This is a genomic window from Fluviicola chungangensis, from assembly GCF_007558725.1.
GTDB classification, from domain to species: Bacteria; Bacteroidota; Bacteroidia; order Flavobacteriales_D; family Crocinitomicaceae; genus Fluviicola; species Fluviicola chungangensis.
Map to the genome: position 1 here is coordinate 309,833 of NZ_VLPL01000003.1, position 12,952 is coordinate 322,784.

Here is a 12,952-nt window from a genome sequence, read left to right on the forward strand (position 1 = left end):
ATGTCTTTAGAAAAACGAAATACAAACCGGGAGTTCAAAACGCTTCAAAAATCCTTTGAGAATTGGGAGACAGGGGAACCGTCTGCTGATCTGTGGGAGAATTTGGAGGCGGATTTGGCTGTTTCTGCTGTTTGGGACCGTTTGGACGAAACCCTGGAAGCAAACGGAAGTTCTGCGGACAAGGCATTGGTGGAATCGTACGAAAACTGGTCACCGAATACATCCGGAGACGGGTGGTCGCGTTTGGAAGAACAGCTTTCCAGGGAACGCGTTTGGACCCGATTGAATACAACATTAAGTTACCCGGTTACAACCCGTATTCCATGGATGAAAATGGCGGCAGCTTCTGTGTTGTTTATTTTCCTTGCATTCTATACGGATTACCAGTTTACATCGAACAGGGAGTCGTCCAATTTTGCCGGTGTGACTTCAACTGAAAGCACTTCAAATTCAACCGGAAATAACAATCGAGCTATTGCATCTGTAAATGGAACACATGCGGTTTTCAATAAAGGAATGAATGCACTTCCTAAACAAGGAAATGCTCAGAAACTGATGGCTGCTGCAAACAACAAGCAAACGAACAGTCCGAATGGTTTAGGGAATCCGGAACAAACCAACGGAAATCAGAATAATGTACTGATCGCAAATGCGAATGACAATAACCGTGGAACTGAAACGACTTCTTCAAATACAGTAAGTGAAGAGAACACAACTGCAAACGATCTGGCTTCATTGGATGAACTTCCTGCAAGAGCACCGGGAACAATTTCTGAGCCAGGTGTGATCGGGGATTTTGACTTCCTTCCGTTCCAGGCGCCATTCAAACCGCGATTCAGTGTACTGGTTGGTGGACAATTCTCCTTTATCAATGAGAAAAACCGCGATGCATTCTCCAGCTCACTTCCTTCTATGGGAATTGCAGCAGATGCACAATACCATGCATACCTGAGAAAGTGGCGATTTACACAGGATCTTGGATTCAGCCAGTATGCGCAATCCAATGGAAGTTATGTGAATGGACGTTATACGAATTCAAGCCAAAAACTGAATACGATCCACCTGATGTCTTCTGTGGGATACACTTTCAAAGGAGTGACTTTTTATGGTGGAATTGCTGTCAATCGGTTGTTGAACGGATATGAAGAGAACAGAACAGCGATTACCAACGTGTATAATTCGAAGAAACTACAGATCGGTGCGATGGCCGGAGTGGATTATCATTTCACGCCATTCCGGAATAAAACGGCATTGGGCTTAGGCGTTCAATACCAGTTTGTTTCCAGGCTGAAAAGTGAGAATACGGTATTCAATGACATACAAGGGGTGAAGCTCCAGTTAAAATATTCATTTTAGTTTCCAACCTTTCAAAATGAAATGCATCTAAGGGGTAAGAAAGATATTTATTTCGTTGTCAACTTCTCCAAAGGAGTTTGAAAAATTACTACAGCTCAAAGCGATAACGAAATAGTCGAGGCAAGGTAGAACTGGCTTGAACAAAAGTCCCGCGTAAGTGGGACTTTTTTGTTTCCCCATTTATCTCCCGCTGATTTCGCTGATGGCGCGGATTTTTTTACCACAAATGCAAATATCAATGACACCTAATGGTCGCTGTAATTTCAATTTGATTGATTTTTTGATTTGCATTTCAGGTGATTAAAAAATAATTTGGTTTAAAAGTGTTTTTCTCACATTTGTTAGTATATTCATAGCCAGAAACTTAATGCTATTCACATGAGAACAACTATTCTAGCAACCTTGCTATTCCTTCTTGGATTTTCCAATTTTTCGTACACCCAAAACATAGACAGTGTTTTCTACTATAATGAAGATGGAACTAAAAGTTGGTGGTACTTGCAACCGGATGTTTTATTATTTAGATGTCAAAATGATAGTGCATACACAGGCTGGATCGATACGGTGGTGATTGATGAATTAAATTTCGGTTTTGACGATTTAGAGAATTTCAACGAGATTTTACTCAACAGCAATGCCACGCTTCAAGACTTTATGGATTTGAAAGACTCGATTATCAATTCCGGGCAGTTTAGTATTTTTGCTCCAGTTTTGACGCAATATCCCTATGATCAGAATGTGCAGCAATTGTATTACCGAACGGATGACCAGGTGTTGGTCACGTTTCACGATCCCTTAATTGACTCGCTAACTGTAGATAGTTTGATGAACGAATACAGTTTAGAGTTGGTACATAAACCGTCTATAAATCTGGATGACGATGTAAGTTGGACCTATATTTTCAGAATGGTGGGAAAACCGGATACGATTATGAACAGTATGATTTTGGCGAATATGTTGTATTTGTACGAGTCAAACCTGGTGAAAATTGCACAGCCGAATATTATAGGAGGTGATCCTATGGATTGCGAATTGGTAGGTGAAACGTCATTAAATCCGAATGCAACACATGGAACCTGGCATATTGATAACAATGGAGGAGTCATCTGGAATGGAATGAACGGAACAGTGGATGCGGATGCAGATATTTGTGAGTGTTGGGAAGAAGGATTTACCGGGGAGGGAATTAAAATCGGAATTATTGATGTGGGCGGGTTTGAATACGATCATCCGGATTTAGCCAATTTGGCTCCGGGTTATGACTGTACTGTAAATAATGGGAGTCACTTCACCACGAATACCTATACCGATTACGATGGTCATGGAATGGCAGTGGCAGGTGTAATTGGAGCAACTCCCAATAACAATAGTAATGGAGATAAAATAGCTGTTGGTGTTGCTTATAATGCGGAGATTCATCCTTATTTGGTTGGAACCAATATTTCAGCTGCTCATGTAGTGATCGCCTTACAAAAAGCAATTGAAGATGAAGTGGATATAATCAATATGAGCTTCGTTATTGCACATAATTCCAATATAGTAAATGAATTAAATAATGCCCGTTTGATAGGTAGAAACAATCTTGGAATTGTTTTGATCGCTTCTGTTGGTGAGTGGCCTCCTAATAGTCCGAATGATGGAAATTTTCCCGCAAATCAAATAGGTGTAATAGGAGTTGGAGCGACAAATCCAACGGATGTTGTCGTTGGACATTATGCTGATCCAACCATTTCTTGGACTACTACCAATGGAATTAATTTTTCAGCTAATGGGCCCCCTTCGTATGGTTACGATGTTGTTGCTCCTGGTGAATTGATCCAAACAATCGATTTACAAGGAAGTGATGGCTATAATTCTAGTGATTATGTTGTAAAAACAGGAACTTCATTTGCAAGTGCACTCGTCTCCGCTATTGCAGCTCTTATTTTGGAGAAGAATCCGACTTTAACGAATAATGAGATCACACAATTTCTTAGAGATGGTGCGGATAAAGTTCACGATTTCAATTTATATCCTACTACAGGACTTGGAATGTATGTTTATGATGCTTTTCCAGGAACACCTGGTTTTGATATATCAGCTTTTTATGGCCGTGTAAGCTGTATTAACTCACTCAATGAAGTAGTAGGTTTACCGGAGGTTCATTTGGATGAATTGAACATTGCCAGAATTAGTGATCATTTGTATGAATTGAAGCTGGATAAACTGACAGGGAACCAAAACCTGAAATTGTACAATACCTTGGGAGAATTGGTTTGGGAAACCGGAACTTTGAATTCTATGAACACACTGATATCTCTGGAGAATTATAGTAATGGAATGTATATTCTGAATTTGTATGATAAAGGTACTTTGAGTGCTAACTCGAAATTGGTGAGATAAAATGTTTTAGAAAGGTCTCCCGAATTTTCGGGGGACTTTTTTTGTTTGTCTCCCGCTGATTACGCTAATGCCGCGGATTCATTATAAGCTACTCAATAAAGCAAAACACATGTAATATCTGCGTAATCCGCGCGATCTGCGGGAGCTATTTTTTAACTGCGTACATCAGGAATTCCTTGTTCCCGTCTCCTCCAATAATCGGAGAATCAATAATTCCCTTCACTTCAAAATGCGAATCCACAGCCGCTTTTTCGATCCGCTTTAAGACTTCCGGGTAAACAGCGGCACTTTTCACCACGCCGTGTTTGTTCAGGAAGCGTTTTTCCAATTCAAACTGCGGTTTAATCAATGCAACCAGGATTCCGCCTTCTTTTACGAAAGAACCGGTAAACGGAAGCACTTTTTCCAGTGAAATAAAGGAAACGTCAATTACAATCCCATCAACCGGTTGGGGAATATGAGCCGTTGTCAATTCGCGGATATGTGTTTTCTCGATATTTGTAATGGAAGGATTAGTTCGGATGCGTTCGTGCAATTGTCCATGACCTACATCCACGCAAAAAACATGTTTGGCACCTTTGCTGAGCAATACTTCGGTGAAACCACCAGTAGAAGCTCCCAGGTCAATGTATGTTTTATCTGCGACGTCTATTTGGAAGTGTTCGATCGCTTTCAGTAATTTCAATGCTCCTCTTGAAACCCAGGTCAGTTCTTCATTTAGCATTAGGATTTTGGAATCAATCGCGATCTTCTTTCCGGGTTTTTCCACAGAAATGCCGTTAACGAGTACATCGCCGTTTTTGATCAGCTCTTCACCTCGTGTCCTGGAGGTTACCAATCCGCGATCAACCAATAGTTTATCCAAACGTTCTTCCATGTTGCAAAGTTAGTTTAAATAATTACGTCCTGATGATTTCGGTATTCTAATTCCGAAGGTTGAATAGGGAGGAAGAAGTGTTGAAATGCAATGGACTAACTGGTTTACGGTTAAGTCAATCGGACAAAACCAATGTGGAGCTATAAGCATGTTAGTAAACTTACTTACAGATAACGCGTTTTTTATTAGAACTGTTTTTCTGAAGCTTCTAACCAACGGCTTATCCGCCTGAATTGGGAAAAAGTGATTGGTCCTGATCCGGTTTTGGTAGCTTTTAAGTAAATTATTCAGAGAGCGTGAAGGAAGAAAAAGAATACATTTTTTAACCGTAAAATTAAAATATGAAAAGTGGACAGGATTTATTTAACAAACCAAACCGTGTTTTCACCTAATCTCAATAAAATCAATGGGATAGGCAACTAATTCGCGCATTTACACGTCTACTTTTTAGATAATTCTGAAAGCGTTAATTATCTTTGTCATACATTAATTGGACACTACATGAAACTACTAACGGGTGCGCTGCTACCGGCACTATTTTTACCTCTTTGTTCCATGGGACAGATTCTCTATTCAAATGGTGCTTTGCTTACCATTTCTGCGGGAACATTGGTCCAAATAAACGGGGGTGCTGAGCTGGCTCAAACAACGACTTTGACCAATGAAGGTTCTGTCACGATTACAAAGAATTCGACTTTTCCAAATCCGGGAACATTTAAAATAGGGAACAATTCCGCGGTCAGTGGAAATGGATTTTACCTGGTTGAACAGGATTGGGTAAATGACGGAATATTCAACTTTGGAACATCAACCGTTACTTTGTTCGGAAATACCCAACAATTTATTACTTCCACCAATGGAGTTTCAACGGTTTTTAATAACCTGGTTCTTACCGGAGCAGGAGTGGGGAATAACAGGAAAAAGACTCTGCAGAGCGTCAATGCATCTACCGGTGCATCCGGAACTCTCCAGCTGAATGACCGGGAATTGGAGACACAAACAAATTCGTTTTTTGTTTTAAATCCGGCTGTTTCAGCAGTTACTTATTCCAATGTGTTTGGATCTGAAGGGTTTGTCAGCAGCTTGGAGCCGGGAACACTTTCCCGGATCACCAATTTCGCAAATACGTATATTTTCCCGACAGGTTCAAGTGCTGGAACGCTGCGTTTCCGACCGGTTGAATTGACCCCTCAAACAAATGTAGGATCGGAATACACCGTTCGCTTCAATAATTATGATGCCAATACGGATGCATTTGACCGTACGCAGACGGATGGGAACATGTGTGCCCTGAATCCGGCATACTATCATTCGATTGAACGTTTAATAGGTAATGCGCCGACGGACATTCGGTTGTTTTATGTCATCGCTGACGACGGCGACTGGACGGGAATGTCTCATTGGAGAACAGCAAGTTCCGATTGGAATGATATGCCGGCTACGTCATCGAACATTAGCGGTGGATTTACTACGCGAACTAAAACTGCCTGGACTTTTGCAAATCCGGGATTTCCTTATATTTTGTCCACAAGTAAACCGGGACCTCCTGCTTTGAATTGCCCGTCAATTTGTGAGAATTCCTTTAACAATGTCTTTTCCGTGAATGGGGGATCGGGAAATTTTCAATGGACCTTTCCTTCAAACGGAACCATTACTTCAGGACAGGGAACAGCTACTGTACTTGTTGACTGGAACACCGGAAGCGGGGAGATAACGGTTGTTGATATGGGATCAAACGGATGCAGTTCACAACCAGGGACCTGTACACCAATCATTAAACCGTCTCCTGCAGCACAATTTTCGTACACGGAAGAAGGAACAAATTACAGCTTTACGGATGAAACTGCAGGTTCAATCACTGCATGGAACTGGACGTTTGGTGACGGACAGGGTTCTTCCAGTCAGAACCCGGTGCATGTATACGAAGATAACGGGGATTCTTATTCGGTAACCTTGCAGGTAACAGCAACAAATGGTTGTATGGCGAGCCTTACTCAACTAATCGAAATTTTCCAGGATATTACTGTTCCGAACATCATTACTCCAAATGACGATGGGACAAACGACTTTTTCTTAATCAAAACAGCAGGAATTAAATCGTATGACCTGATCATCGTTAACCGCTGGGGAAATACCGTTTTTACGTCAAGTGACCCGACTGTGATCTGGGATGGGAAAAGCGATGGAAAACCGGTAGATGAAGGCGTTTATTTCTATAAACTAAAAGCTTCCTCCGCTACCAAAGAATACAACTATCAAGGCAACGTAACAGTTGTCAGAAACTAATCAAAAAGTACTATGCAACAAAAACAGAACTTTATTGCAGCTATCGCATTCGTATTCGGATTGAATGTGGTGCATGCTCAGAACAATGTCGGGATCGGAACGACTACCCCGAATCCGAACGCCATTTTGGAAATGCAGTCAACCAGCCAGGGAGTTCTGGTACCAAGGATGACAACGGTTCAACGAAATGCAATAGCCGCTCCAACCGAAGGATTGCTGGTTTATGATATTGATGTGAATTGCTTCTTCTTTTACGAAAGCAGTACGACATCCTGGTTAAGTTTATGCAATGCCGGTGGAGTTGGTCCGGCTGGTCCACAAGGCCCGGCAGGTCCCGCTGGTCCGACAGGTGCTACAGGAGCAACCGGTCCGCAAGGTCCTGCGGGAGCAAATGGTATGGATGGTGCTGCAGGTCCGACTGGTCCTCAGGGTCCTCAAGGTCCTGCGGGAACAAATGGGGTGGATGGTGTAGCCGGCCCACAAGGCCCAATTGGTGCAACTGGTCCACAAGGTCCAGCGGGTCCGGCAGGTGCTACGGGAGCAACAGGAGCGACCGGTCCGGCAGGAGCAACGGGGGCAACGGGTCCGCAAGGCCCTCCGGGAGTGATTAATAAATATCACGTGTATGGAACATCGGGAAGAGCAGGAGTGAACACTACCGCATTAACGGTGCAACCGGGAATGACTCAGACCTTTACATTATCAGCTACTTCGACAGTGATTATTTGGGCGACTATTGGAGCTTTAAACACTACTTTGACAACTACTGGTTATTCAACTGTTGATATGGTAGTGCATGTGGACGGGAACCCTTTGGCAAATGGGGGATGGAACCGTATGTTCATTACAAATACGTCTGCTACAACAGGTTTGGGGAACTGTGCTATCAATACAATGATCACACTTCCTGCAGGTATACATACAATTGATCTGAGAACAAACCGTTCTTCAGGAACTTCGGTTGTAACGATCGGTGGAAACTCTGCTTTGGAAGTGAATCCGGGAGAGTTGACAATTATGGTGTTAAACTAAATAAGTATTGATCATGAAGCAATTTTTAGTATTGATCGGACTGTTTGTATGCTCGACAGCTGCTTTCTCTCAACAGCAGATTTCGAATGCAAAAAAACTACCTCCGGCTCCGGTAGAAGCAAACACAAGTCAATTGCAAGTTTCGGATTCTATTGGTGTAAATTCTGCAACCAAGCAAATAAATCTGATTTCTCCTGTCGTGCCTAAAGAGAATCAGGACTCCAATAGCCAGGAAAAACCTGTTTTGAACTCTACAAATAGAAAACCGGAATAGGTTTCCGGGATAATAGATCATAAAAAATCCAGCTGAAAGGCTGGATTTTCTTTTTTTTGAAAGTATTGTTTTTATTCAATAACCCAATTGAATCGTTCTTTCAATATTTCATGGATGCGGTCAGTAACCGCTTCGTTTTCAATTTTCTGGATCACATCTTCGATGAAAGCGCCTACCATGAGTTGTCTTGCACTTGCTTCGCTCAAACCTCTTGCACGAAGATAGAAAACAGCTTCTTCGTCCAATTGACCTGTCGTTGAACCATGCGAACACTTCACGTCATCTGCATAGATTTCCAATTCCGGTTTGCTATTGATCGTAGCGTCGTCGCTTAACAATACGTTTGCGTTGGATTGGAAAGCATTGATCTTTTGAGCATCTTTTCGAACATAAACTTTTCCGTTGAAAACAGCGGTAGCTTTTCCGTCAATAACTCCTTTGTATAACTCATTGGATTCGCAATTTGCCACTTTATGGTCCACTACGGTGTGATTATCAACGTGCTGGTTTCCATTTAAAATATACGCTCCGTTCAAATGTGTTTCACAATTTTGACCGTCTACTTCGATTGTCAGGTTATTGCGAACCAATAAACCGTTTAAAGTGACCGTATTGATGGTGAAATTTGAGTCCTGGTGTTGATTTACCAGCTCGGTGGAAATTTGGAAACACGTTTCGTTTTCTTCCTGCAGTTTATCCATTGTCAGTTTTGCATTTTTCCCAATGTGGATTTCGGAAATGACATTGGTAAAATTATCCGAACCATTTACGGAAATCGAACGCTGAACGAATTTCACTTCTGAAAATGCCTCTGCAACCAATACATGGCGTAAATTGGAAAGCATGTGTTGATCCGTATTGATCTGGATGATTTCAATGACCGGTTCAATTTGCATCTTTGCCGAAACGTGAACGTACAATCCATCTGTTGCATAGGCTGTATTGATGGAAGAAAAAACTTCTCCGTCCAACAGGACATTTCCACCCATAACCCGTACTTCCGCGTCATCCATTTGAGAAAGTGCACCGATTTTCAGTCCGTCGGGATAAGTTTTTGAAGAAAGAGTTTCGGAAAAATGCCCGTTTATAAATACGTATTGAATGGATTCAGTTGATAATCCGAAATTTCCTGTAAGTGTAACCGGATTTTCCTGGATGGCCAGGTTGCTGTTTTTGATTTTCGCAACACGTGTGTATTTCCAAGCTTCCGTTTTGGTAGTCGGAAAAGGAGTATGTTCTAGGACTTCCAGTGCTTTTTGCCGCAGTTCGGGATTTAAAAGAAAAGTCCCCTTTAATTGCCAATTCACACTTGCTGCCGATTCTTTTTCAATGGTTTGCATCTGCATGATTTAAATTAATGAGCAAATTCTGCTTTAATCCAGTCGTATCCTTTTTCCTCCAGTTCAAGAGCCAATTCTTTCGGGCCTGATTTTACAATCTGACCGTTGTAAAGCACGTGAACAAAATCCGGAACGATATAATCCAGCAAACGTTGGTAATGAGTAATTACAATGGTTGCGTTTTTATCTGACTTCAATTTATTTACCCCGTTGGCAACAATGCGAAGTGCATCAATGTCCAGACCGGAATCCGTTTCATCCAGGATGGCCAATTTCGGATCCAGCATCGCCATTTGGAAAATCTCGTTGCGTTTCTTTTCCCCTCCTGAAAATCCTTCGTTTACAGATCGGGAAGCCAGTTTGGCATCCAATTCTACAATGGCACTTTTTTCTTTAACCAGGGCCATGAAATCTTTTGCAGAAATAGCAGGTTCTCCTCTGTATTCACGAATTTCATTTAAAGCCGTACGCAGAAAATTTACATTGGAAACTCCCGGAATTTCAACCGGATACTGGAACGCTAAGAACAAACCTTCTCTGGCACGGTCTTCCGTTGCCATTTCAAGTAAATCCGCTCCTTCAAAATCAACAGTACCTTCTGTGATTTCGTATTCCTCGCGTCCTGCCAGAACACTTGCCAAAGTACTTTTTCCGGCACCGTTCGGTCCCATGATCGCATGAACTTCACCTGGATTTACTTCGAGGTTAAGCCCTTTTAATATTTCTTTTCCGTCAATCGACGCATGTAAATTTTTGATCTTTAACATCTTATTCTTCAATTATGAATCGCTGAGTAATCAATTATCAAGCAGAATGAAGCTTGATAATTGATTCATTGCTAATTATTTTAACTATCCTACCGACCCTTCCAAACTAATGGTCAGCAATTTTTGAGCTTCTACGGCAAATTCCATAGGAAGCTGGTTCAACACTTCTTTACAATATCCGTTTACGATCAAACTGATTGCTTTTTCTTCCGAAATTCCACGTTGTAAACAGTAGAAAATCTGGTCTTCCCCGATTTTAGATGTAGTTGCCTCATGTTCAATTTTGGCACTCGGGTTTTTACATTCAATGTATGGGAAAGTATGCGCTCCGCATTCATCGGTCATCAACAGCGAATCACATTGCGAGAAGTTTCTTGCATGGTGTGCATTTTTGTGTATTTGAACCAATCCACGGTAAGAATTGTGTGATTTTCCTGCTGAAATTCCCTTGGAGATGATGGTGCTCTTGGTATTTTTTCCCAGGTGAATCATCTTTGTCCCGGTATCAGCCTGTTGATAGTTATTGGTAACGGCTACGGAATAAAATTCCCCGATTGAATTGTCTCCTTTCAGAATGCAGGACGGGTACTTCCAGGTTACAGCTGAACCTGTTTCTACCTGTGTCCAGGAAATCTTTGCATTGGTTTCACAAATTCCGCGTTTGGTCACGAAATTGAAAACTCCGCCGTCTCCGTTCTTATCACCCGGATACCAGTTCTGAACTGTTGAATATTTGATCTCGGCATCTTTCAATGCAATCAATTCCACTACCGCTGCGTGCAATTGGTTTTCATCGCGCTGAGGAGCCGTACATCCTTCCAGATAGGAAACATATGAACCTTCGTCTGCGATCACCAATGTGCGTTCAAACTGACCCGTATTTGCTTCGTTGATCCGGAAATAGGTCGACAATTCCATTGGGCATCGAACACCTTTTGGGATATAGCAGAATGAACCGTCAGTAAATACTGCTGAATTCAAAGCTGCATAGAAGTTATCCGTTGCAGGAACCACTGATCCCATGTATTGTCTGACCAATTCGGGGTGTTCCTGAACAGCTTCCGAAAACGAGCAGAAAATAATTCCCAATTCTTTTAATTTGGATTTAAAACTGGTAGCAACAGAAACTGAGTCCATTACGAAATCCACGGCTACACCTGTTAAGCGTTGTTGTTCCTCCAATGAAATTCCCAACTTTGCCATGGTTGCTTTCATCTCCGGATCCACGTCGTCCCAGCTTTCGTATTTTTTGGTTTGTTTTGGCGCTGCATAATACGAAATACCCTGAAAATTAGGTTTCGGATATGTAATATGTGCCCAGGAAGGTTCGGTCATTTCAGACCAGATTTTGTAGCATTTTAACCTGTAATCCAACAACCATTCCGGTTCCTCTTTCTTAGCGGAAATAAACCGGATAATGTCTTCGTTCAACCCAAGGGGAGCTCTATCCGACTCGATATCAGTTGTAAAACCGAATTTGTATTCCGAATTTTCTAAGTCTTTCGCTAAATCGTTTTCAGTATAACCCATCTAAACTTTGTACTATAATTATAATGAGAAGGATTCCCCGCAACCGCAAGTTCTTCCCGCATTTGGATTGGAAAACACAAACCCTTTTCCGTTCAATCCCCCGGAAAAATCCAATGTTGTTCCGATGAGGTATAAAAAGCTCTTTTTGTCAACAACGACCTTAATTCCGTTGTCTTCAAAAATTTTATCGTCTGCGTTCTCTTGATTGTCAAATGTCAGTTGGTACATTAACCCGGAGCAACCTCCTCCTTCTACACCAACACGAATGAAATAGCCTGCTTTGCCTTCGTCTTCCATCAAGCGAATTGCCTGTTTTTTTGCTTGTTCTGTTACTGTAATCATGACAAGTATCTTGTATCCTTTATTTAGATTAATTTTAAATAAAGCTGTATTTCGTTGACAAAAATACCACATTTATGGTATTGGTGCAATAAAATGACAAAGATTATTGAATATCACTGTTATTTTATATTAAATCACCCCAATAGGTGCGTGCCACTAAAAATAGTTGAAATTTATTTTGCTGTTTTTTAGTGTTTAAAATCGCCGAAATGCTTGATTTGTCAAGTTGTTGTGTCCATATTCGTCGATTCGAACAAAATCAGCTTTTGCAGCCTCTTTATTGTGGTGTGAAATGCCTCTGTATTTTTTTAAATCCCAGTAAAATAAAGGCTTTATAGCTTGATATATCAACGAAGAAAAACGTTGAAAGGGTGCAACTTTTCAAAAATAGTGTGCGTTTTTCAAGAGACATTGCTGAAGCAACCATTTAATATTGTTATACCTACTAAAATGAAGAAAATCATTCTTTTTGGTCTGTCTGTATGCGCTATCCATACATTCGGCCATTCACAAACAAATACCACTCAATTGCCCAACGGTGTAGTCGTTCACCAGGCGCAGGGAGTGGAAGGAACCCCGCAAGCAACAAAGCAAGAGCCGATGCATGTAAGAACCCTACAGGACTGGACGCTTCCGGAATGCATTGATGCTTTGGCCCATACGGAAATGAAGCTGAATGAAGCATCTGAACAGGAACGTGCACGCTATCTGAGCGAAAAGGGACGCATTGTTCAACGTATTAATGAACTTAAATCCGGAAATTAAG

Annotated in this window: 11 protein-coding genes; 6 read left to right on the plus strand and 5 right to left on the minus strand. The window is 41.5% G+C overall.

What is annotated here, in order from left to right; genetic code table 11:
- Nucleotides 1–1,356, plus strand: a complete 1,356-nt coding sequence (locus FO442_RS07560) for a hypothetical protein (protein WP_144332557.1) — start codon at nucleotides 1–3, stop codon at nucleotides 1,354–1,356.
- Nucleotides 1,357–1,734: 378 nt separating this feature from the next.
- Nucleotides 1,735–3,738 (plus strand): S8 family serine peptidase, encoded by a 2,004-nt coding sequence (locus tag FO442_RS07565; RefSeq protein WP_144332558.1) that lies wholly within the window; start codon nucleotides 1,735–1,737, stop codon nucleotides 3,736–3,738.
- A gap of 145 nt (nucleotides 3,739–3,883) precedes the next feature.
- Here the strand turns inward: FO442_RS07565 and FO442_RS07570 are convergent, their stop codons facing one another.
- A complete protein-coding gene (locus FO442_RS07570; protein ID WP_144332559.1) occupies nucleotides 3,884–4,615 on the minus strand; it encodes a TlyA family RNA methyltransferase in 732 nt (243 codons plus the stop codon).
- Between the two features lie 501 nt (nucleotides 4,616–5,116).
- On the opposite strand from FO442_RS07570, the gene FO442_RS07575 reads away from it, so the two are divergent.
- From FO442_RS07575 to FO442_RS07585, 3 genes are read left to right on the plus strand one after another with little or no spacing between them, the layout of a single operon-like run.
- On the plus strand, nucleotides 5,117–6,901 hold the full coding sequence (locus FO442_RS07575; RefSeq protein WP_144332560.1) for a T9SS type B sorting domain-containing protein: 1,785 nt from the start codon (nucleotides 5,117–5,119) through the stop codon (nucleotides 6,899–6,901).
- Between the two features lie 12 nt (nucleotides 6,902–6,913).
- On the plus strand, nucleotides 6,914–7,933 hold the full coding sequence (locus tag FO442_RS18950; protein WP_144332561.1) for a collagen-like domain-containing protein: 1,020 nt from the start codon (nucleotides 6,914–6,916) through the stop codon (nucleotides 7,931–7,933).
- 13 nt (nucleotides 7,934–7,946) lie between these two features.
- Entirely contained in the window at nucleotides 7,947–8,207 is a 261-nt protein-coding gene (locus tag FO442_RS07585; RefSeq protein ID WP_144332562.1) for a hypothetical protein, read from the plus strand.
- A 71-nt stretch (nucleotides 8,208–8,278) separates the two neighbouring features.
- Here the strand turns inward: FO442_RS07585 and sufD are convergent, their stop codons facing one another.
- From sufD to FO442_RS07605, 4 genes are all read right to left on the minus strand, one after another.
- The gene (sufD, locus tag FO442_RS07590) at nucleotides 8,279–9,547 is read right to left on the minus strand and encodes a Fe-S cluster assembly protein SufD (protein ID WP_186279976.1); all 1,269 of its coding nucleotides are present in this window, start codon (nucleotides 9,545–9,547) and stop codon (nucleotides 8,279–8,281) included.
- A gap of 14 nt (nucleotides 9,548–9,561) precedes the next feature.
- Complete coding sequence (gene sufC / locus FO442_RS07595) at nucleotides 9,562–10,314, minus strand: Fe-S cluster assembly ATPase SufC (RefSeq protein WP_144332564.1); 753 nt, start codon at nucleotides 10,312–10,314, stop codon at nucleotides 9,562–9,564.
- Nucleotides 10,315–10,398: 84 nt separating this feature from the next.
- The gene (sufB, locus tag FO442_RS07600; RefSeq protein WP_144332565.1) at nucleotides 10,399–11,844 is read right to left on the minus strand and encodes a Fe-S cluster assembly protein SufB; all 1,446 of its coding nucleotides are present in this window, start codon (nucleotides 11,842–11,844) and stop codon (nucleotides 10,399–10,401) included.
- An 18-nt stretch (nucleotides 11,845–11,862) separates the two neighbouring features.
- Nucleotides 11,863–12,186, minus strand: coding sequence for a HesB/IscA family protein (locus FO442_RS07605; protein WP_144332566.1), 324 nt, complete (start codon nucleotides 12,184–12,186; stop codon nucleotides 11,863–11,865).
- A 450-nt stretch (nucleotides 12,187–12,636) separates the two neighbouring features.
- Here FO442_RS07605 and FO442_RS07610 point away from each other — a divergent pair, with 450 nt between their 5' ends.
- Nucleotides 12,637–12,951 (plus strand): hypothetical protein, encoded by a 315-nt coding sequence (locus tag FO442_RS07610; RefSeq protein ID WP_144332567.1) that lies wholly within the window; start codon nucleotides 12,637–12,639, stop codon nucleotides 12,949–12,951.
- Nucleotide 12,952: the final 1 nt, after the last annotated feature.